General features: G+C 68.4%; 19 protein-coding genes and 2 pseudogenes. 14 read left to right on the top strand and 7 right to left on the bottom strand.

Translation table 11 applies throughout. From position 1 onward, the window contains the following. Positions 1–120: 120 nt before the first annotated feature. Genes ACFWMR_RS01555 through ACFWMR_RS01540 form a run of 4 tightly spaced genes read right to left on the bottom strand, consistent with a single transcriptional unit; the run spans position 121 to position 2,144 of the window. On the bottom strand, positions 121–798 hold the full coding sequence (locus ACFWMR_RS01555; protein ID WP_378376077.1) for a sulfotransferase family protein: 678 nt from the start codon (positions 796–798) through the stop codon (positions 121–123). Then, positions 795–1,118: an antibiotic biosynthesis monooxygenase family protein gene (locus ACFWMR_RS01550; protein ID WP_378376075.1), complete on the bottom strand. Its 324-nt coding sequence runs from the start codon at positions 1,116–1,118 to the stop codon at positions 795–797. Before ACFWMR_RS01550 ends, ACFWMR_RS01555 begins: the two co-directional genes overlap by 4 nt. After that, the gene (locus ACFWMR_RS01545) at positions 1,115–1,423 is read right to left on the bottom strand and encodes an antibiotic biosynthesis monooxygenase family protein (protein ID WP_378376073.1); all 309 of its coding nucleotides are present in this window, start codon (positions 1,421–1,423) and stop codon (positions 1,115–1,117) included. The genes ACFWMR_RS01550 and ACFWMR_RS01545 overlap by 4 nt, the downstream gene beginning before the upstream one ends. Before the next feature lies 1 nt (position 1,424). Beyond that, complete coding sequence (locus ACFWMR_RS01540; protein ID WP_378376071.1) at positions 1,425–2,144, bottom strand: SDR family NAD(P)-dependent oxidoreductase; 720 nt, start codon at positions 2,142–2,144, stop codon at positions 1,425–1,427. A 168-nt stretch (positions 2,145–2,312) separates the two neighbouring features. On the opposite strand from ACFWMR_RS01540, the gene ACFWMR_RS01535 reads away from it, so the two are divergent. From ACFWMR_RS01535 to ACFWMR_RS01515, 5 genes are all read left to right on the top strand, one after another. After that, positions 2,313–2,687: a SchA/CurD-like domain-containing protein gene (locus tag ACFWMR_RS01535; RefSeq protein WP_378376069.1), complete on the top strand. Its 375-nt coding sequence runs from the start codon at positions 2,313–2,315 to the stop codon at positions 2,685–2,687. Further along, positions 2,684–3,625, top strand: coding sequence for an amidohydrolase family protein (locus tag ACFWMR_RS01530; protein WP_378376067.1), 942 nt, complete (start codon positions 2,684–2,686; stop codon positions 3,623–3,625). Before ACFWMR_RS01535 ends, ACFWMR_RS01530 begins: the two co-directional genes overlap by 4 nt. Before the next feature lie 17 nt (positions 3,626–3,642). Beyond that, entirely contained in the window at positions 3,643–3,906 is a 264-nt protein-coding gene (locus ACFWMR_RS01525) for an antibiotic biosynthesis monooxygenase family protein (RefSeq protein ID WP_378376065.1), read from the top strand. Positions 3,907–4,029: 123 nt separating this feature from the next. Then, positions 4,030–4,755 (top strand): sensor histidine kinase, encoded by a 726-nt coding sequence (locus tag ACFWMR_RS01520; RefSeq protein ID WP_378376063.1) that lies wholly within the window; start codon positions 4,030–4,032, stop codon positions 4,753–4,755. Continuing rightward, entirely contained in the window at positions 4,752–5,408 is a 657-nt protein-coding gene (locus ACFWMR_RS01515) for a response regulator (protein WP_378376061.1), read from the top strand. Before ACFWMR_RS01520 ends, ACFWMR_RS01515 begins: the two co-directional genes overlap by 4 nt. A 6-nt stretch (positions 5,409–5,414) precedes the next feature. On the opposite strand, the gene ACFWMR_RS01510 is transcribed toward ACFWMR_RS01515, so the two are convergent. Together ACFWMR_RS01510 and ACFWMR_RS01505 are read right to left on the bottom strand one after the other, a co-directional pair. Beyond that, entirely contained in the window at positions 5,415–7,565 is a 2,151-nt protein-coding gene (locus tag ACFWMR_RS01510; RefSeq protein ID WP_378376059.1) for a putative bifunctional diguanylate cyclase/phosphodiesterase, read from the bottom strand. A gap of 4 nt (positions 7,566–7,569) precedes the next feature. Continuing rightward, complete coding sequence (locus ACFWMR_RS01505) at positions 7,570–8,385, bottom strand: SAM-dependent methyltransferase (RefSeq protein WP_378376058.1); 816 nt, start codon at positions 8,383–8,385, stop codon at positions 7,570–7,572. Positions 8,386–8,552: 167 nt separating this feature from the next. Between ACFWMR_RS01505 and ACFWMR_RS01500 the strand changes: the two genes are divergently transcribed. From ACFWMR_RS01500 to ACFWMR_RS01475, 8 genes and pseudogenes are all read left to right on the top strand, one after another. Further along, on the top strand, positions 8,553–9,860 hold the full coding sequence (locus ACFWMR_RS01500; protein WP_378376056.1) for a cytochrome P450: 1,308 nt from the start codon (positions 8,553–8,555) through the stop codon (positions 9,858–9,860). 29 nt (positions 9,861–9,889) lie between these two features. Then, positions 9,890–10,912, top strand: coding sequence for an alpha/beta hydrolase (locus tag ACFWMR_RS01495; RefSeq protein WP_378376054.1), 1,023 nt, complete (start codon positions 9,890–9,892; stop codon positions 10,910–10,912). A gap of 205 nt (positions 10,913–11,117) precedes the next feature. After that, positions 11,118–11,588: pseudogene (locus tag ACFWMR_RS42670) on the top strand (ABC transporter permease); the annotation flags it as partial. Between the two features lie 51 nt (positions 11,589–11,639). Beyond that, positions 11,640–12,515: pseudogene (locus ACFWMR_RS42665) on the top strand (ABC transporter ATP-binding protein); the annotation flags it as partial. After that, positions 12,510–13,475, top strand: a complete 966-nt coding sequence (locus ACFWMR_RS42660; protein WP_449224314.1) for an ABC transporter permease subunit — start codon at positions 12,510–12,512, stop codon at positions 13,473–13,475. The pseudogene ACFWMR_RS42665 and the gene ACFWMR_RS42660, both read left to right, overlap by 6 nt. Positions 13,476–13,503: 28 nt before the next feature. After that, a complete protein-coding gene (locus ACFWMR_RS01485) occupies positions 13,504–14,478 on the top strand; it encodes a glycine betaine ABC transporter substrate-binding protein (RefSeq protein ID WP_093935317.1) in 975 nt (324 codons plus the stop codon). Positions 14,479–14,580: 102 nt separating this feature from the next. After that, on the top strand, positions 14,581–15,702 hold the full coding sequence (locus ACFWMR_RS01480; RefSeq protein WP_378376050.1) for an epoxide hydrolase family protein: 1,122 nt from the start codon (positions 14,581–14,583) through the stop codon (positions 15,700–15,702). A 222-nt stretch (positions 15,703–15,924) separates the two neighbouring features. Further along, positions 15,925–17,706 (top strand): HEAT repeat domain-containing protein, encoded by a 1,782-nt coding sequence (locus ACFWMR_RS01475; protein ID WP_378376048.1) that lies wholly within the window; start codon positions 15,925–15,927, stop codon positions 17,704–17,706. 631 nt (positions 17,707–18,337) lie between these two features. On the opposite strand, the gene ACFWMR_RS01470 is transcribed toward ACFWMR_RS01475, so the two are convergent. Next, the gene (locus tag ACFWMR_RS01470) at positions 18,338–19,159 is read right to left on the bottom strand and encodes a helix-turn-helix domain-containing protein (protein WP_378376046.1); all 822 of its coding nucleotides are present in this window, start codon (positions 19,157–19,159) and stop codon (positions 18,338–18,340) included. Between the two features lie 173 nt (positions 19,160–19,332). On the opposite strand from ACFWMR_RS01470, the gene ACFWMR_RS01465 reads away from it, so the two are divergent. Further along, positions 19,333–20,223: a nuclear transport factor 2 family protein gene (locus ACFWMR_RS01465; protein WP_378376044.1), complete on the top strand. Its 891-nt coding sequence runs from the start codon at positions 19,333–19,335 to the stop codon at positions 20,221–20,223. Positions 20,224–20,261 lie beyond the last annotated feature (38 nt).

Here is a 20,261-nt window from a genome sequence, read left to right as displayed (position 1 = left end):
CGCAACACCCGAAACCGGCAGGTGGGCAGGCCAGGCACACGCCACCTTTGCCTTACCCCTCAATAGGAGCCTCCGGAACGCCGTTCCGGAGGCTCCTGAGCGTGCCCACGCCCGGCTCGGTCACCGGCTCAGGATGAGCCGGGACATGCGCCGGCGGTCCTCGCGGTGGAAGGCGGCGGTGTCGTTGCCGCGGGGGAACGGCGAATCCGGGACGGGGACGCCGAGGAAGGCGCACAGCGGTTCCCAGCCCTCGGCGACGTCGAAGACCAGCAGCCGGTCCGCCTCGACTCGCGACTTGACGTCTTCGACGTGCCGGGTGAAGGTCGCGACCGCGTGCGCGCGGTCGGCGAGACGGCCGTCGAAGACCCTGGACAGGATCGCCGCGTCCGTCATGCGGAGGAAGGTGGCGAACGGCGGGCTGAAGCGCCGCAGCACGGCGAGTCCCGCCCGGCCGACCGGACCACGCCGTCGCAGCGCGTTCTTGAAGATCGTGTTCGACGCGCTGTCGTACCACTTCTCCGGATCACGCACGGTCAAGATCACCTTGGCGGCGGGGAAATGCGCGGCCAGCTCGGCCCAGAACGCCGCGGACGGCCAGTCGATCGTCGATTCGTAGCCACGGAACACGGCGTCCCAGTCGACGTCGCCGCCTTCCGCGGCGGTGATCCAGTCGCGCATCCGCCATGGCTCGCCGACGACGTCGAACATATGGTGGCACGGCCCGAAACCGAGCCGCTCCAGCGCTTCGGCGAGCGAGGCGGTCCCGGTGCGGCCGAAACCGGCTCCGATCACCTTCACGTGGCCGCCCCCGGGTACTCGGCCAGTACGGTCAGCACATCGAACGGGACAGGCCTGGTGTGGTCACGAAACGGGCGCAGCGGAGCGGTGGTGCCGCGATGTCCCGCACCTTTTTCCCAGGCGCTGAAGGCTTCCATGCTCTCCCATTCGCTCATCACCACGAGCACATCGCGGTCGACGGCCGCACCGAGCAGCTCGTTCCCGAGCAGACCGGGCACGCCGAGCAGCTCGCGGCTCACTTCGTGATAGGCGTCGGCGATCGGGTCCGCACCCGATGTGCCCGCCCGGTGCCAGACGAGCACTCGCACCCGGCCGCTCACGCCGCGCCGTCCACGGCGCGCATCATCGCGATGCTGCCTTCGGCCCGGTAGGGATGCAGCTTCTCCCGGTGCTCGAGATGCGCCGGACTGTTCTCGAACGCGCGGAACTGTTCCTCGTCGATCCAGTCGCTGCAGATGTAGTACAGGTCTTCGGTGCCGCCGTCGAGGTAGAGCCGATGACCGAGGTTCGCCGGGTGGCCGCTCACCGCCGCGCCCGCCGCACGCCAGGCCTGTTCGAACTCGGCACCGCGTCCCGGGTGGATCCGCATGGTCAGCATGACGCGAAAGCCTGCTGTAGGGGGCATTTCAGGTTCCTCCGTCCACGTTGATCGTCTCGCCGGTGACGTAGCGGGCCAGATCGCTGGCCAGGAAGGCGACGACGTTCGCGATCTCTTCCGGCTCGCCGAGCCTGCCGAGAGCGATGATGGTCTCGTAGCGTTTTCTCGCTTCCGGCGACAGCTCGACGGTGTCGACGATGCCCGGCGCCACCACGTTGATCCGCGTCCCGTTCGTGCCGATCTCCTTGGTGACGCTGCGCATGAAACCCACCAGCGCCGACTTCGTCGCCGTGTAGTGCGCGCGCAACGGCACGCCGACGGCCGCCGCCTTCGAGCCGATCAGAACGATAGAAGCGTTGGGGGACAACAAGGGTAGCGTTCGCTGGGTCACCAGGAAGGTGCCGGTCAGGTTCGTGTCGACGACACGGCGCCATTCCTCGAACGGCAGCTTCCCGAACGGCACGTGGGAGATCACCCCCGCGTTGCTCACCACGATGTCGAGTGTTCCGAACCGGCTCCGGCAGTGCTCGGCCAGCGCGTCGACGTCGGACTCGACGCTGACGTCGGCCTTGAGAACGCTGTGCCCCGCGCCCAGTTTTTCGCCCAGCTCCAGGGCATCCGCGCTGTCCTGACGATGACACACGACCAGCGTCGCCCCCGCCTCGGCCAGCGCCAGTGTCACGGCCCTGCCGATCCCGCGGGGCCCGCCTGTCACCAGCGCGGTCTTCCCGGTCAGATTGATCCGCATACCCACCTCCGTCGGTCTCTTTTTCATGCCTACCAACGGGGACAACCTCCGCACGGGGCAGGACCTCACCCGCGCAGTGGAGAGGCGGCCTCCCGCCGGGGAAGGCAGACAGCCGCGCCGATCACGGTGAGGCTGGCCAGGAACGCACACTTCGACAGGAGGCCGAAAGTGGAACGCTTCGCGGTAATGTTCAGGATCCGGCCGGGCACCGAGGACGCGGTCCGCGAGCTGCTAGCCAACTACCCGCCGCCCAACCGGGTCACCCCGGCGGGCACCAGGTTGCTCAGCACCTCGGTGTTCATGAAGGACGGACTGGTCGTCCGGATGATCGAGATCGAGGGCAACCTGCCGGATCTGGTCCGCCACATCTCGGCCGAACCCAACATCCAGGAGGTGGAGCGGGAACTCGACAAGTATCTCGTCGACAGCGATCGCCGGGACGCGAGTACCCCGGACGGCGCCAGGGAGTTCTTCCGCCGCGCCATGATGGAGCACATCACCACCAGGGTGGCGCCGGACCGTGCCGCGCCGGTCGACGCGTGAGTGCCGTGTACATCGACGTGCACGGCCATCTCGCGCCGTACGGGGAGACCGGAGGAGGCCCGCCGAGCCTTCGCGACCCCGCCGGTTCCCTCGCCGCCAAACGCGCGCTGGGGGTGCGGATGACGATCATCGGCAGCCCGGTCGGGGCGGGCTCCATGGTGCCCGGCGCCGCCGCGGGCAACTACGATCAGCCCGCCGACCGGGTCCGGGCGCACAACGAGCTCATGGGCGAACTGGTCGACCGGTTCCCCGCCGAGCTCCGCGCGTACGCCTACCTGGACCCGTTCGGCGACGAGGCCATGCTCGGCCAGGCGGCCGAGCTGGTGAAGGACGACCGGTTCGCCGGCCTGCTGATAAACAGCAGTGTGCGCGGCGAGTACCTCGGTTCCGAGCGGGCGGCCGATTTCTTCGCCATGGCCGACGAGACCGGGGTGCCGGTGCTGGTGCATCCGCCGGCGGAGCCGTCGGGCACTGCCGGGCTGCACGGCCACCACGGCCTCATCGAGCACATCGCGCGGCCCTGCGATGTGACGATCGGCATCGCCGCGATCGTGGCAGGCGGCTGGCTGGAGCGGTATCCCCAGCTGCCGCTGATAGCCGCCGCCGGTGGCGGTGGACTCGCGTTGCTTGCCGAGAAACTGGGACTGGCGGTGGCCAGGACACCGGGGCGGGCCGCGTCCGGGCCCCGGCTCGCCGGGCGCGCCGTCGATTCGCTGGCGAAGGTCTACGTCGAAACGTCGTGCCCGAGCGAGGCGCAGCTCTCCGCGAACCTGCGGGTGTTCGGATCCGGGCGGGTGTTGTTCGGTTCGGACTCGCCGCCTTTGCTGGCGCAGCTCGACCGGGTCACCGGGCTGGTGTCGGCACTGCCCGCCGAGGACCGGGACGCGGTCGGCTGGCGCAACGCGACGGCGCTGTTCGGTCTGCCATGGCCCGGGTAGTACGCGCCGAGCTGACCATGACGGTGGCCGCCGGGGACACCGCGGAGTTCGAGCGCGAGTGGAACCTGGTGGCCGCCTGGGTGAGGGAACAGCCAGGCTGCCTCCGCCAGACGCTGTGCCGTGACGAATCCGGTTATGTTCTCACCTCGGACTGGGAGAGCGAAGACGCTTTCTCGGCTTTTGAAAGGAGTAATGCTCAGCACTCCATCACCGAACCGCTACGGCGACTTCGACGCTCCGCGCGGATGCGGACGCTGAAAGTGATCGCGCACTGGGAATGAGCCTATCCTCCCCTGATCGGCCTTGCTCGACAGTTCCTTGACCAGCGCTTCGAGTGGCGGTAGCGTTCATTACCACTAATTTCGGCGCGTAGGGGGACTGCGCATGGCTCAGGGGGGCCAGTGATGATGAAATACTGGGGGTTTCGGTCTTTCCGACAGTGTTTTCTAGACCTTTTTTCCGGTACGGCGCGTGGATTTCGTACCAAATTCGGGTTGCGGAAGAGGATGACGGCCGCGACCTCGGTCGAGGTCGAACGTGCTCGTATCGCCGGGGAACTCCACGACTCCGTCGGGCACCGGCTGGTGATCATCGCGATGCAGGTGCGGCATCTGAGTGTCCAAGTTCCTGAATTGCGAACAAGTCTCGGAATCATCGACGAGTCGGCCACCGAGGCACTGGCGGAGATCCGGGAAATTGTGGGCACGCTGAAGCGTGTTTCCTCGACGGACTCGTCCGGTGAATTGGCGGGAGATATCGGCAAGATCGTTTCGCGTATCCCGGACGGCGCGCTGTCGGTCTCGATGGAAACGGTCGGTGCCGAACGTCCGGTGCCGGAAGGTGAGCGCCGCGTGGCGCTGCGGGTGGTCGAAGAAGGGCTCACCAACGCGATCAAGCACGTGGGCGAAGGTGTGGTCAGGGTGACTCTCGGATATCACCCGCTGACGGTGGCTGTGCGCAGCAGCGCCGGAGCGCCGCGGCGCTCCCGTGTCTCGGACGGCGGCGGGTATGGGTTGCCCGGGCTGCGTGACCGCGTCACCCGCAGCGGGGGCGAGCTCGAGCACGGATCCACCGGGGACGGCGGATTCGTGCTCCGTGCCGCGTTTCCCGTTGCGCGCACGGGGACATGAAGCCCATTCGGGTGCTGTTGGTCGACGATCACGCGCTGATTCGTGACGGGCTCCGCTCGGCGCTCGCCCAGGAATCCGGTTTCACGGTGGTGGGGGAGGCGGCCGACGGGTTCATGGCGGTCAAAATGGTCAAGGCGCTGAGTCCGGACGTGGTGCTGATGGACATCACCATGCCGAGGATGAACGGCCTGCAGGCCACCCGCGAGATCTGCGGACCCGATGCCGCCGTCCGGACGAAGGTGATCATTTTGACGCTGTACGACCAGGATGAGCACGTGTTCGAGGCGTTGCGCGCGGGGGCGAGCGGGTTCTTGCTCAAGGACTGCTTGCCCGCGCAGCTCGCCGAAGCGATCAGGGCCGCGACCAGTGGGGATTCGATGCTGTCGCCGTCGGTCACCAGGCGCTTGATCTCCGAGTTCATTCGCCGTCCCGTGCTCGCCTCGGTCGCCGAATCCGGATTGATGACGCTCACCCCGCGCGAGCTGGACGTCTTCCGGCTGCTCGTCCGCGGTCTTTCGAACGAGGAGATCGCCTCGACGCTCATGCTCGGCGAGAGCACCATCAAGTCGCACGTGAAGCACGTTTACCAGAAGCTGTGCGTGCGTGATCGCGCTCAGGTGGTCATCTACGCCTACGAGAACGGGCTTGTCTGAAAACGCCTACGTTGTCCGCCAACCGAAATCGTCGATGGCGGCGGCCAGTTCGTCCGGACCGCAGGGCGCCCCGCAGTGGTCGCCCAGCGCCAGTTCGGCTCCGGCGGCCTGCCAGAACCGCGCTCGCCCGGCGGTGGCCAGACCGTCCACGATCACCTCCGCGCCCGCCCGGTGCGCCAAGCCGGGCAGTTCCCGCAGCAGGCCGGCCACCGGCGAGTCCGGCGCGGACCCGTCCAACAGCCCGCCGTCCAGCCGCACGCCGTGCACCGGCAAGTCGGCCACCACGGCCAGCGCGCCTTCGCCCAGCCCGCCGACGCTGATCACCGGCCGCACGCCCAGATCGGCCAGCGCCCGCAGGTTGTCCCTGGTCTCGCCGAGGTCGGTGCTCAGGGCGGACATGGGCAGCTCGACCAGCAGCCGCTCGGCCGGGAACCGCGTCTCCTCCAGCACGCCGACCACCCGGGTGAGCAGGTCCGTGTCGGCCGCCTGGTGCGGGCTCAGGCTGATCAGCAGCCGCAGGTCGCGGTCCAGCCGTTGCCGCCACCAGCCCACCTGCCGGCAGCCGGTGCTCAGCAGCCACTCGCCCAGCGGCAGCATCAGCCCGGTGGCCTCGGCCAGGCGGCGGCAGCTCCGGTCGGACAGCGCGCCCACCCCGGGTGGGTCCCAGCCGAGCAGCACCTCCATCCCGTGCACCGCACCGTCGGCCAGCCGGACCAGCGGCCGGTACCGCGCCCGCACGTCCCCGTGCTCGAAAGCGCCCGGCATGACCGCGGCCAGTGCGTCGGTCTCGCGGTCCAGCCGGTTCTGCTCGGGGTGGGACAGCTCCCACTGCCCGTGCCCGTTGGCCTTGGCCCGGCGCAGTGCCTGGTGGGACTCGCGCAGCAGATCGGCGGCCTCGCGGTCCTGGGCGGGCCGGTTGACCACGCCGACGCTGACCGACAGAGCCAGTCCGTGACCGTCCACATAGGTCGGTTCGGCCAGCTCCTGGCGTAGCTCGTGCACCAGGCGCACCGGGTCCGGGGTGTCCGGCGCGTTCTCCACCAGCACCGCGAACTCGGCACCGTCGAACCGGGCGAGAAGCGCCTTCTCCTCGGCCAGCACGGATTTCAGCCGCTGCGCCACGGTGACCAGCAGCTGGTCGGCCACGCGCTCGCCGAGGCCGTTGCGCACCACGGCGAAGGAGTCCAGCTCCAGTCGCAAAAGCGTCACGCCCAGCTCCGGGTCGGCTCTGCCCAGCGAGGTCTCCATCCGCGTGCCGAAGCACTGCCGGTTGGGCAGGCCGGTGAGCACATCGTGCAGGGCCTGCCGGTTGATTTCGTTCTGCAGCAGCAAAAGCTCGGTGCCGTCCTCGAGAACGGTGACGAAGTGGCTGGGCTCGCCCCCGGCGCCGCGCAACAGCGAGGCGGTCAACGACACCGACACCGGCTCGCCGTCGCGGTGCAGTAGCCGCTGGGACTGTTTGATCCGCTCGACCTTGCCCGCCAGCAGCGCGCGATAGTCCTCGCGCAGCACCGGCGTGTAGTCGGGGTGCACCAGCTCGAACAGATCGCGTCCGGTCAGCTGATCCGGGGCGTGCCCGAGCATCAAGCCCGCCGCGGCGTTCACGGTGACCAGTGTGCCGTCCAGGTCGGCGACCAGGATGCCGCTGGCCGAGGACAGCGCGACCTCGTCGAACCGCGCCTGCGCGGTCCGCAGCTCGTATTTGGCGTCCCGCACGGCCTTGAGCAGCGACAACTTCAAGGTCTCCTGCTGGGCGAGGGTGGCGCCCTGCGCGGCCACCAACATGCCCGCGGCCAGTTCGCCGAGCACGCCCACCACGCGTTCGGCGAACTCGCCGGAGGGCTGGAATTCGGGCAGTGTGAGCAGGCCTTTGCCCAGGATGCCCATGGTGACGGTGAGCGCCTGCCCGCTCGCGCAGTTCAGCTCGACCAGCCGGGCGCCCTCGGCCTCCAGCGACGGCGAGTGCTCCTGCCCGCTCTCGTGGATTTCGGCGCACACGACGTCCAGCAACGCGGTCAGCTCGGTCTCGAAGCGGGAGTGCGTCAGCGGCACGTAGCCGATCCCGCCCAGCAGGTACGCCCACTTGCGCGCGAGCAGGCCTCGTTCGTGGCGACCGTCCCTGGACGGCGCCGGGATGTGTCTGCCGGGTTCGGTCATGGGTTCAGGACTTCCGCGCCACGCCTGCGTAGAGCAGCTCGTTCCAGATCGGGTCCTCGGCGATGTCGGTGGGCCCGGCCGGTCGCCAGCTGCCACAGCCCACCAGGCCCGGCTCGACCAGTTCCAGGTCCCCGAGCAGGCCGAGGACCTGGTCATGGGAACGGTCGAGCGGCACCTCGCCGCGCTGCTCGGCCATCTGGCCGGTCGCCGCGGCGATCAACTCCGGCTGTGCGTCGGACGTGACGTGGGTGAAGGCGAGCAGACTGCCCGGGGTCAAGGGTTCCTGGTAGGCGCGTATCAGTCCGGCAGGGTCGTCCTCGTCCGGGATCCAGTGCAACAGCAGCATGCACAGCAGGCCCACCGGCTCGGAGAAGTCGATCAGCCGCCGGACCTCCGAGCTGGCCAGCACCCCGGCCACGTCGCGGACGTCCGCGTGCAGGACGGAGGTGCGGTCGTCGCCCGCCAGCAGCAGCTCGCTGTGCGCGACCGCCACTGCTTCCTTGTCGACGTAGACCACCCGGGCTTCGGGAGCCTCCCGCTGGGCGATCTCGTGCACGTTGCCCACGGTGGGGATGCCCGCGCCCAAATCGAGGAACTGGCGGATGCCTCGCGCGACCATGAAGCGCACCGCGCGGCCGAGGAAGGCGCGGTTGAGCCGCACCGATTGCCGGACCCAGGGCAAGGTTCGCTCGATGTGGTCCGCGGTGTTTCGATCCATTTCGAAATTGTGGCTGCCGCCGAGCCAGTAATCGTAGATCCGGGCGACGTTCGGTGTTGCCGTATCGACTCCGGCCGGGACCCAGTCCCGTGTACTCACCATCACGCACCTCATCGGGTTCGGGAGACGGACCAGCATACCCACTCCGGCCACAACGCCTTAATCCGTCAATCGTGGCCGCCTTCTACCCGATCGGGTGCTGTCGGCGCGGCCGAATGGTCGTAAGGTGGCGACCTTCCAGTTTTCCCTTCAATACCAAGGAGTTTCTCGTGGCCCTCCGGGTGGCACCCGGACGGTGGCCGTTGCTGGGACATACAGTCGCGCTGGTCCGCCGTCCCGTCCGATTCACCGCCGGACTGAGGGAACACGGTGACGTGGTCCAATTGTCATTGGGGCCACTTCAAACATATTTCCTCACGAATCCGGAAATCATTCACCGTGTACTGGTGACGAACGGATCGAGCTTCGGAACCGGGATCATGTTCCGCAAATTCCGGCCGTACGCCGGCAATGGCTTGGCCTTGTCCGACGAGCCTTTCCACCGCAGGCAGCGCAAGCTGATGCTGCCCGCCTTCGGACGGCAGCACCTGCGTCGCTACGCCGAGATCTGGGTCCGGGCGACCACCGCCCTGGTCGAGTCCTGGCGGCCGGGCGAGGTGCGGCAGCTCGACGCGGACATGCACGCCTTGGCCATGACCAACGTGGGCGAGACGCTGTTCGGCACCGAATTGGGCGAGGAGGCGATCCGCGAAGCCCGCCGCTCGATCCCCCTGATCATTCGGCTGGGCATGTACCGGGTGCTCTCCCCGGGCTTCGCGGAGAAGCTGCCGTTCAACCGGCGTTTCGACCAGGCCACCACACGGATGAAGGCCGTCGTGCACGAGCTGCTGGCGGGCCGCGACGCCGACACCGACCACGGTGACCTGCTGTCCACGCTGCTGCTGGCCAGGGACGCCGAGACCGGGGAGCGGATGACCCGGGAGCAGGTGCACGACGAGGTGATGACCCTGCTCACCGCGGGCACCGAGACCACCGCGCTGATCCTGGCCTGGTCCTGCCACGAATTGGGGCGTGACCCCGGCATGGCGGAACGGGTGCGGGCCGAGGTGGACCAGGTGCTGGGAGGGCGCCCGGTGACCTTCGACGACCTGCCCGCGCTGGTCTACACCGGTCAGGTGGTCAGCGAGGTGCTGAGGAAGTACGCGTTGTGGATCCTGATGCGCCGGACCGAGCAGGAGGTCGACCTCGGCCCGGTGCGGCTGCGGCCCGGCGACGAGGTGATGTTCAGCCCGCTCGCCCTGCACACCGATCCCCGGTATTGGGATCACCCGGACGTCTTCGATCCGGATCGCTGGTCCACCGAACGGGTGCGATCGTTGCCGCCGGGTGTGTTCATCCCGTTCGGCAGCGGGAGCCGGCAGTGCATCGGCCACCTGTTCGCCCGGGCCGAGGTGGTCATCGGCCTGGCGACGATCTTCGCGCGATGGCGCCTGGAACCCGTCGGCCCGGTCCGGGTGCGGTACACCACCATGGCCTACCCGCGTGGCATGCCGATGACAGTGCGCCCGAGGAAGTAGTTGTCCCACAACGGAGTATGGAGATTCTTGTGCGTTTGCCCTTGCGTCGCCTCATTGCTGCGGCGCTGACTCTGCTGTGCGTCGGCACGGTGCTCACCCCGGCGCAGGCGTCCGCCACCGAGGCGGCCTGCCAGGACCTGAACATCCCCGTGTCACTGGTGGCCACGCCACTGCTCGGGCTCAAGGACCAGACCATGTACGGCAGGCTGTGCGTCCCGCCGGGTGGCAGTCGCACACTGCAGGTGCTGGTGCCCGGCGGGACGTACAACTCGGCCTACTACGACCCGCCCGGCCTTTCGGAGACCCACTCGTTCCGCAAGGCGGTGAACGACGCCGGGTACGCCACCCTGGCGGTGGACCGCGTCGGCTCGGGGCGCAGCTCCAAGCCGCTGAGCGCGCTGTTGTCCGCGAGCGCCCAGGCCAACGCGGTGCACCACGCCATCCAGGCGATGCGGACGGGCACTTCGGGGCCCGGGTTCGACAAGATCGTCCTCGTCGGGCACTCGCTCGGATCGGCCACCACGATCATCGAGGCGGGCACTTTCCACGACGTGGACGGCGTGGTGATCACCGGGTTCACCCACCGGCTCGCCCCGCTGACGGTGGTGCCCACGGTGGCCTCGCTGACCCCGGCGTTGCCGAACCCGGGGTATCTGACCACGGCGCCGGGCATGCGGTACACCGCTTTCCACCACCCCGGGCCCTTCGACCAGCAGGTCATCGACGTGGACGAGGCGACCAAAGACCTGATCGCGCCCGGCGAGATGGTGGACGCCGTCGTGCTCGGTGTGGTGCTTCCCTACAGCAGGCAGATCAGCGCGCCCGTTCTGCTCGCCATGGGAGAGCGGGACGGCGTGTTCTGCGGCCCACTGGCCAGCGACTGCTCCAGCGCGGAAAGCCTGCGGCAGAGTGAGGCCGGGTACTACTCGCCCGCGGCGAACCTGCGCACGTTCGTGCTTTCGGGCTACGGGCACTCGATCAACCTCGCGCCCAACGCGCCGCTGCTGCACGACGCGGTGACCGGCTGGACGAACGAGCTGGTGGGGCGGTAGCCGCCGGATCGAGATCTTTACGCCGAGCTGTGGACAGGAGCACCGAGGACGTGTTGGGCTGAGACCGGCCGAACCTGACGTGGTCGGCGATTTTCTCCCTGCTACGTCGAGGAGTGGCGCCCTGAGCCTGTCGGAGTACCTCCGGGAGAACTGGATCGACGTCGTCAACGACGCGATCCTGCACGTGGATCTCACTCTGGCGGCGATGGCACTGGCCGTGCTGATCGGGATGACGATCGGCCTGCTCACCTACCGGCGGCGTTGGCTCGGCGCGATGGCGACCACGACGACGGCGGCGTTCCTGACCGTTCCGTCGATCGCGCTGCTGGGCATCCTGATCGGCCCGTTCGGGCTGGGGCTGACGAATGTCCTGTGCGCACTGGTGCTCTACGCGCTTCTGCCGATCACGCGCAACACGATCGTCGGGCTGCGCGGCGTCGATCCGGCCGTGGTGGACGCGGCGCGCGGGATGGGGTTCGGCCGCGCGCGGCTGCTGTTCCGTGTGCGCCTGCCGCTCGCCTGGCCGGTGATCCTTTCCGGCATCCGGGTCTCGACGCAGATCACGATCGGCATCGCGGCGATCGGCGCGTATGTCAAGGGGCCCGGCCTCGGCAACGAGATCTTCGACGGGCTCGGCCGGTTCGGTTCGGTCAACTCGCTGAACCAGGTCCTCACCGGAACGCTCGGGATCATGGTGCTGGCGCTGCTGTTCGACCTCGCCTTCGTGATGGTCGGCAAGCTGACCACCCGGCGACGCCCCCGTGCCGGCCGGGCGGCGGCCCCGGCGGCGTCGACGGCGGTGGCCGGCAGGAGCGGTGAGGCGATCGAGCTGCGGGATGTCGGCAAGCACTACCCCGGGCGGGCGGTACCGGCGGTGGAAGGCCTGACGATGCGGATCCCCGCGGGCGAAATCGTCGTGCTGACCGGTCCGTCGGGATGCGGCAAGACGACGACCATGCGGATGATCAACCGGCTCGTCGAGCCCACCGCGGGCGTCGTCACGATCGGCGGCACCGACGTGTCGGCGCTCGACCTCGACGAACACCGGCGCAACACCGGCTACGTCATCCAGCAGATCGGGCTCTTCCCGCATCTGCGGGTGGACGCCAACATCGGCGTGGTGCCACGGCTGCTCGGCTGGACTCGACGACGTGTCGCCGACCGCGTGCGCGAACTGCTCGACGTCGTCGGCCTGAACCGCGAGCACGGCAGCCGGTATCCGCGTGAGCTTTCCGGCGGTCAGCAGCAGCGCGTCGGGGTGGCGCGGGCGATGGCCGCGGACCCGCCGGTCATGCTGATGGACGAGCCGTTCGGCTCCACCGACCCGATCACCCGCGCCCGGCTGCAGGACGAATTCCTCCGCCTGCAACGGGAAGTGCGCAAGACGATCGTGTTCGTCACGCACGATTTCGACGAGGCGCTGAAGGTCGGCGACCGGATAGCCGTGCTTCGGCCCCGGTCGGTGATCGCTCAGTACGACACGCCCCAGGCGATCCTCGCCGCGCCGGCGGACGAGTACGTCGCGAGCTTCGCCGGCTCGAAGCGGAACCTGAAGCGGCTCGCGCTGATCCGGGTGGGCGACCTGGACCTCCGGCAGATGGCGAGCCCGGACGGCCTGCCACCGGCCCGGCCCGACGCCACCCTGCTGGACGTGCTGGACGTGATGGTGCGGACCGGAAGCACCGCGGTCGTCGTCACCGGGGAGAACCCCGCGCGGCCGCTGGGGGTGTGCGACGTCGACGGTCTCGTCGCGGCGCTCGGACATACCGGCGAGACAACCAAGCCCGCGATCCCGGAGGCGCCGGCCCCCGGTCCGGACACCACGGCGCCCGCGCGGCCTCGCCGTCGACGGCTCGGGCTGCTGGTGCGCCCGATCCTGCTGACCCTCGCCTTGCTGGCGCTCTTCCTGATCGTGCGCGCGCACGAGATCGACTCGATCGAACAGCGTTTTCTCAACGCCGGCGAGATCTTCACCGAACTGGGCCAGCACCTGCGGCTCACCGTGATCTCGACGGCGTGCACCGTCGCCATCGCCCTCCCGCTCGGCATCCTGCTCACCCGCGCCGGCGCCCGCTGGGCCAGGCCCATCGGGCTGGGGCTGGGGAACCTCGGCCAGGCGATCCCGTCGATCGGGCTCGTCGTGCTGCTCGCGCTCTGGATGGGCACGGGCACCGCCACGGCGGTGACGGCGCTCGTCGTCTACGCGACTTTGCCGGTGCTGCGCAACACGATCGTCGGGCTCGACGGCGTCGACCCGACCCTCGTCGACGCCGCGCGAGGAATGGGCATGGGCAAGACGGCCATCCTGTGGCGGATCGAACTGCCGCTGGCCGTCCCGGTGATTCTCGCCGGGATCCGGACCGCGCTGGTGCTCACGGTCGCGAGCGCGACGCTGGCGACGTTCGTCGACGGCGGCGGCCTCGGCGGCGGGCTGGTCGCCGGGATCGGGCTGTACCGCCCGATCCTGAGCCTGACCTTCGGCATCATCGTCGCCGCACTGGCGCTTTTCGTCGACTGGCTCGGCCTGGTCGCCGAGGAGGTCCTGCACCCGCGCGGCCTGTAGCTCGACCGACTTCGAAGGAGGACCAACCATGCGGATGCTCCAGCGCACGACCGCCGTTGTGCTCGCGCTCGTCGCGACCGCGGCGCTCTCGGTCGGCTGCACGATCGGCAAGGACGAGACCGGTGCCCAGGTGGGTGCGGGATCCATCAAGAAGATCGACGCGCTGAACGGCGTCCAGATCCGCGTCAGCTCCAAGGAGTTCGACGAGCAGTTGCTGCTCGGCCAGATCGCGCTCGTCGCACTGCAGGCCGCCGGGGCGAGCCCGCAGGACAAGACCAACATCACCGGCTCCAGCAACGTCCGCCAAGCGCTCACCAGCGGCGCGGTCGACCTGTACTGGGAATACACCGGCACCGCCTGGATCAGCTATCTCAACCAGACCAAGCCGATCAGTGACCCGCAGGCGCAGTACGAAGCGGTCAAGCAGGCCGACATCGCCAACGGCGTCACTTGGTGGGCACGCTCGCCCGCCAACGACACCTACGCCCTCGCCGGCAACCCGGCGACAGTGGCCCGGACCGGCGTCAAGACGCTGTCCGACTACGCGGCCCTGGTGAAGCGGGACCCGGCAGCGGCCTCGACCTGTATGGGACCGGAGTTCAAGAGCCGGGACGACGGCTTCCCAGGCCTGGCGAAGGCGTACGGGTTCGCACTGCCCGACCCGCAGGTGCACCTGCTCAACGACGCCGTCGTCTACCCGAGCATCGGCAAGGGGGAGCCCTGCGGCTTCGGCTCGGTCGCCTCCACCGACGGGCGCGTGGCCGCGCAGCAGCTCACTGTGCTCGAAGACGACAAGCATTTCTTCCCGACGTACAACCCCGCCATCACGATCGCCGCTCCGCTCGCCCAGAAATACCCGCAACTGGAACAGGTCTTCACGCCGATCGCCGCGAAGCTCGACACCGCGACGCTCACGGACCTGAACAAGAAGGTCAGCGTCGACGGCCAGAAGGCCGCCACGGTCGCTCACGACTGGCTCAAGTCGGCGGGCTTCGTCAGCTGAACCGTCCGGGCCGCGGACCTTGGCGTGGGGCGGAACGAAAAGCTGCCTGCTTTCATGACGTTGGGTCCTGCGAACCGCGCCGTCGACCGAAGGGAGCCCGTCATGGCCGCCGAGCCGTTCAGGGGCAGCATCACCGAAGCCGAGATCGCGGATCTGCGTGACCGGTTGCGACGGACGCGGTGGCCCGAGCCCGAGCCGGTGGACGACTGGTCGCAGGGGTTGCCGCTGGCTTACGCGCAGGAGCTGTGCCGTGGCTGGGCCGAGGAGTACGACTTCGGGTTCGCCGAGCGGCTGAACGCCTTCCCCCAGTACCGCGACACGGTCGACGGGCTGGGCATTCACTTCCTGCACGTCCGATCGCCGGAGCCGGACGCGTTCCCGCTCGTGCTCACGCACGGTTGGCCGGGCTCGGTGCTGGAGTTCCTGGATGTCCTCGGCCCGCTGACCGATCCGCGCGCGCACGGCGGGGATCCGGCGGACGCGTTCCACGTGGTCGCGCCGTCGTTGCCCGGGTACGGCTGGAGTGACAAGCCGTCGACGACCGGATGGGGTGTCACGCGCATCGCGCGCGCCTGGGACACGTTGATGGTGTCGCTGGGGTACGAGCGGTACGGCGCGCAGGGCGGTGACTGGGGTTCGGCGGTGTCCGGTGCGCTGGGCGAGGTGGCACCCGAGCGTGTCGCGGGCGTCCACCTGAACCTGGGATCCGTGGCAGCGGGCACTTTCGACGACCCGACGCCCGCGGAACTGGCGAATCTCCAGGCCGAGAAGGAGTTCCAGCGCACCGGCCGGGGGTACTCGGCGATCCAGGCGACCCGCCCGCAAACCCTCGGATACGGCCTCACCGACTCCCCGGCGGGCCAGGCCGCCTGGATCGCCGAGAAGTACCGGGCGTGGACGGACGACAACGGCCATCCCGGAGACGTGTTGCCGCGGCAGAAGATCCTCGACGAGATCTCGGTCTATTGGTTCACCGCGTCGGCCACGTCGTCGGCGCGTCTGTACTGGGAGAGCTTCGCCGACTTCCGGGACAAGGTGACCGCGCCATCCGGGCTGTCGATCTACCCACGCGACATAACCCGCCCCTCACGACGGGAGGCCGAACTGCGGTTCACCGACCTGCGCTGGTTCGAGGAACTGCCACGAGGCGGCCACTTCGCCGCTCTGGAGCAGCCGGAGTCGTTGGTCGAGCAGGTGCGCGGGTTCTTCCGCCTCTTCCGCTGAACGAAAGACCGCCTTGGCGGAGCCATCCGCCGCACTCCGTTTGTCTAGGGTGGAGGGATGGGGGACGCCTTGGACAATGTGGACTGGTCGCGGCTCGAACACAATTACGGCGATGCGTCGGATGTCCCGGGGTTGCTCCGTGGCTGTGCGAGCCCGGACGCGAAGACAGCCTCGGACGCGCTTTCCGACCTGTCGAACAAGCTTTTCCATCAAGGAGGATGGGTGTGCTCGGCTGCGCCGGCCGCGTTGCCCGGTCTGGTCGACCTCGCCGGTGATCCGGCCGTCCATGAGCGGTACGAGGTGGTCGAGCTGGTCGGCTGGCTGGCGGGTGAAGCGGCCGAGGTTTCCGAGCGGTTCGTCGCCCCTGGTTGGCGGCCCGCGCTGGAGAGCGTGAGACCACGACTGCTTGCTTTGCTGGACGACACGGATCCGGCCGTGCGGCGGGCGGCGATCACGCTCGCCGCGAACGGTATCCGTCACCCCGAGTCGGCCGCGAAGCTGCGCCAACGGTGGACGGTGGAGACCGATCGCACGATCCGGATCGATCTCGTGTTCGCGTTGGGTGCCGTGCTCGCCTGGTCGCGGGACGAAGCACTACGCGAGGACCTGAAAGCGCTGTTGGCTGATGAAGACCCACTGATCGGGCTGGCCGCCGTGCATGCTCTGGCCGCGTCCGATCCCGCTGTCGCGACGGACGAGGTCGACCTGCTGATATCGGGAGTGTTGAACGCCGACACCGTGCGGTACCAGGGTTCCGAGTGGGTCGGCCATGGCCCGGCGGCGCTCGTCCACGAGACCGGGAGTTTGTTGCTCGGCGATCCGGCCACGGCCACCGCGTTCGCTCGCGCCGTCGCTCGTTCCGGTGACACGGCCAAGCGAGTCGCCGCGCTGGGACATGTCCAGCAGGTGCTGTCCCAGTGGCGCACCACCACCGAGGAGCTACTGCCGCTGCTGGCCGCGCACCTCGACGACGAATCGCCGGAAGCGCGTTACCGGGCGGCAGCCCTGCTCGCCTGCGTAGGCGAGAGAGGAGCGCCGTACGCCGAACAGTTGATCGCCCGCACCACCGATCACACGGTGCGGGACGCTCGTTCTGCCACGACCGTAGGGGATGCCGCGGTGTGGGCACTGGCCAGGCAGCATCATCCAGGCTGTGTACCGGGTCTGGTGAAACGGCTGTCCGGCAGCCGCCTCGGGTTCGGCTACGCGAGCACCTACTACGACAGGACTATTCCGATACTGGAGCAGCCGGGGATCGGCGAGGTACTGATCCCGTTGCGTGGACACGTCGATGCTCTTCTGGACGCGGTCATCACCCGGCTGGCCAAAGCGCGCCGCGACGCCATACTCGCGTCGAACCTGTGCCAGGTGATCGCGGCCTGGGGACCGAGCACGGCAGCCGCCTTACCCGTCGTCACTCGATTCCTCGACGACGACAAGGTGCGGCCCGCGGCAGCGAAGGCGATCGGGGCCATGGGGCCCGCCGCGGTCAGCGCGGTGGACGCGTTGCGACGCCACACGAGCGAACCTGCCGCGGCATGGGCACTTTGGCGCACCGGTGCCGATCCCGATAGAGCCGTCGCCGCGCTGACGGATCATGTCACCCGACCGGACCGCCGACACACGATGATCGCTCTCTTGGCCGACCTTGGTCCTCAGGCCGCGTCGTGCGTTGACGAACTCCGTTCCTTGAGCCGTTCCGCCGACGACTGGACTCGCGCCGAAGCCGCCTACGCCTTGGCGCGGATCACCGGCGACCCGACCGAGCCTGTGACCATCCTGACCGAATTGGCCTACCCACTCGCCCACGGCGACTGCCTGCCTGTCCGAATCGCCGCGCTGCGTCACCTCGCCGACCTCGAAGCGACCGGTGATCGAGTGCGCGAGCTGGCACAGGCCGTCATCGACAGCGAACGGCGACTCGCCTGTTCCGGCGGATGGCACACCTTCGCCGAGGACGAACAGGCCTGCACCGCCGCATCCACGCTCGTCCACCACGACTGAAGGCAGCGCGGTGATTCCCCGGCTGCCGCTGAAGGAAAAGCCATCGGTGCGCCAGTACCGCTCTGCGGACTTACTCCGGTAACGGAGCTCCTCGGCGGATTTGACCGGCAGGTGGCCATCACGTGTCACTCACGGTAGCGGGAGTCCCAGGGCTGGTTTCACGGGCGAGCCACGTGCAGGAGCATATGCTCCGTGCACGACGAGTGCCGGTCGTTCCCGCCAGTGCGAGCCGACTTCACGAGCGGCGCAATCGCCGTGTTGATTCCGTTGTCGGCGGCGGTCTCGAGGCTCGCATTCCGACGCAATGCTATCGGGATGGTTCACTTTCTGCGCCTGAAGGTATTGCTCGGTCGTTCGCGTAGTGATCATTCGGCGAACCCGGAAAGGCGTGGTCCGATAATCGGTGCGCAGTACGCATCCGGGTAGCTCATCCGGTCGAGAGCGTTGGCTGAAGTACCACTTACGGGCTTCGCATGTCGAATGGTCCGGCCTTGACGTCGCGGCTACGCCTGCGGTCACTTGCGCTTGCGCCGGCGTTGGACGTCACGATCGAGCACTGGACCGCGAGTGCCTGACGCGTCGCGGATGGAAATTCAAGCGGCAAGACGCTGATGCGCGTGCTGGGACGTGATCACCGGCCGAAGCGTTCGCCATCGGCAAAGGTGTCCGCGTCGGCAGGGCCCGGGTCCGCCGTGAACACCACCGCCCTCAGGTCGCCGTCGGGAATGTGGACGGTGTCGCAGTCCAGTGCGATCTGCCCCAGATCCTCATGCTGCAGCAGCATCCGGCTGTCGTGCCGCCCGGCGGCAGGCGTGCTCGCCCAGAGCTCGGCGAACACGACGCTGGCGCGCTGGAGGTCGGCGGTCAAAGACGCCAGGTCTTCGTCCTCGGGGTAGCGGGTCGAGGCCGCGTGCAGTTCGGCCACCAGCAGGCGCTGGAAGCGCGCGTCGTCACCTGGCGATCGCCGCACCTGGCCGCCCTGGCCGACGAACACCCGCCAGGGGATGTTGCCCTCGCGCGGGTGGAGCGAGGGCACCCCGCAGGCCAGCGCTTCCCAAGCCCGGTTCCAGCCGACGACCGTCCACGTGGCGTCGAGCACGCACACCGGCGTGCCCTCTATCCGGTCCACGAGCCGGCGCGCGGCATCACTCAGCCGCCTTGGCACCCGCCCTTCCACCGGCGCGTAACCGGCCAGCGTGCACAGGTGCTCGTACTCCGCCCTGCTCATCCGGAGCGCTCGGGCCAAGGCGTTCAACACGCCGGGCGAGGGGTGCCGACGACCCTGCTCCATGCGTTTCAAGTGATCCGTCGACACGCCTGCCAATTCGGCGAGCTCTTCCCGGCGCAGGCCGCCCGTGCGCCTGCGGCCGTGACCGACGACACCCACCTGTTCGGGCCGAGTGCGTTCACGTCGCTCCCGCAACACCGTTCCCAAAGTGCTCGCGTCCGACATGACCGAAGAATATCAGCGGCATCCGTCAGGAGGGGACATCCTGGCCCCTGCTACGGCGGCCGAATCCCGGAAGAATGACCACCAGGAAGGCGGAGGCAGCGCACGCGAATCCGTGTTGACACATGCTTCGCTCTCGATGTTTTACCGATCGTATTCTCGATGAAGGAATTTTCATGACTGATGTCAACTACCTCGCCGACCGGGTCGCTGTCGCCGAGACCGTGGCCCGTTTCGCTTGGTCACAGGATCTCAAGGACTGGGCCGGTCTGCGTGCGATCCTCGCCGACACCGTAACAATGGACGTCTCCGAGCACTTGGGCACGCCGTCGCAAGAATTGAGTGCCGATGATTTCGTGGTCGCCAGCCAGGCAATGCTGAAAGGGTTCCAGAGTACTCACCATTCGACCTCCAACATCATCGTCGAAGTTGAGGGCGACCACGCCACCTACCGGAGTTTCGTGGTGGCCTACCACCACGTTCCCACCGACGAGGTCGACTGGCTCGTCGTTCGTGCTTTCTGGCACGTCGATCTGCAACGGATCGACAATGAATGGCGGCTGAGGCGCATCCGCGTCGTGCGGAAGGCCCCTTTCGCGGGCAACCCCGAGCTTTACGCGATCGCCAAGGAGGCCCGCGGACAAGGCGGGCGAGAAGTGAGCGCATCGACCGACGACGTGCGCGCCATTCCGTTTCGCATGGCCGCGGCGATGTCCGATCGTGACGTCGAAAAGCTGGTGGCCAACTACACCGACGACTTCGACTGCGTGATGCCGCTGCACCCTGATCGCTCCTTCCGCGGTGCCGACCAGGTTCGCGCGAACTACACGACGATCTTCGCCCGGTATCCGAACGGCCTGGACGCCCGGGTCATCGACTCCGTGGTGGACGGTGACCGGGTGTGGACCGAGTGGGAGATGATCGGCACGCGGGCTGACGGAATCGTCGAGACCATCCGCGGCACCGTCATCATCCGGGTCGAGGACGGCCGCGCCGCAGCGGTCCGCTTCTACCTCGATCCGGTCGATTCCCCGGATGCATCGGCACAGCCGAACATTCTCGACTGAAATCCGGCTCGGCACACGCACTGACCCTCAGGAGTGGA

The organism is Amycolatopsis thailandensis (assembly GCF_042723255.1).
Classification (GTDB): Bacteria; Actinomycetota; Actinomycetes; order Mycobacteriales; family Pseudonocardiaceae; genus Amycolatopsis; species Amycolatopsis thailandensis.
This window is presented reverse-complemented; position numbering and strand designations above follow the sequence as displayed.

Excerpts from the sequence above, each read along its gene's own strand:
- ACFWMR_RS01510 (WP_378376059.1), bottom strand. The coding sequence starts at position 7,565 with ATGACCGAACCCGGCAGACACATCCCGGCGCCGTCCAGGGACGGTCGC.
- ACFWMR_RS01505 (WP_378376058.1), bottom strand. The coding sequence starts at position 8,385 with ATGGTGAGTACACGGGACTGGGTCCCGGCCGGAGTCGATACGGCAACA.
- ACFWMR_RS01465 (WP_378376044.1), top strand. The coding sequence starts at position 19,333 with ATGACTGATGTCAACTACCTCGCCGACCGGGTCGCTGTCGCCGAGACC.
- ACFWMR_RS01540 (WP_378376071.1), bottom strand. The coding sequence starts at position 2,144 with ATGCGGATCAATCTGACCGGGAAGACCGCGCTGGTGACAGGCGGGCCC.
- ACFWMR_RS01545 (WP_378376073.1), bottom strand. The coding sequence starts at position 1,423 with ATGCCCCCTACAGCAGGCTTTCGCGTCATGCTGACCATGCGGATCCAC.
- ACFWMR_RS01485 (WP_093935317.1), top strand. The coding sequence starts at position 13,504 with ATGCGGATGCTCCAGCGCACGACCGCCGTTGTGCTCGCGCTCGTCGCG.
- ACFWMR_RS01520 (WP_378376063.1), top strand. The coding sequence starts at position 4,030 with ATGATGAAATACTGGGGGTTTCGGTCTTTCCGACAGTGTTTTCTAGAC.
- ACFWMR_RS01480 (WP_378376050.1), top strand. The coding sequence starts at position 14,581 with ATGGCCGCCGAGCCGTTCAGGGGCAGCATCACCGAAGCCGAGATCGCG.
- ACFWMR_RS42660 (WP_449224314.1), top strand. The coding sequence starts at position 12,510 with ATGGCGAGCCCGGACGGCCTGCCACCGGCCCGGCCCGACGCCACCCTG.
- ACFWMR_RS01515 (WP_378376061.1), top strand. The coding sequence starts at position 4,752 with ATGAAGCCCATTCGGGTGCTGTTGGTCGACGATCACGCGCTGATTCGT.
- ACFWMR_RS01470 (WP_378376046.1), bottom strand. The coding sequence starts at position 19,159 with ATGTCGGACGCGAGCACTTTGGGAACGGTGTTGCGGGAGCGACGTGAA.
- ACFWMR_RS01525 (WP_378376065.1), top strand. The coding sequence starts at position 3,643 with ATGACGGTGGCCGCCGGGGACACCGCGGAGTTCGAGCGCGAGTGGAAC.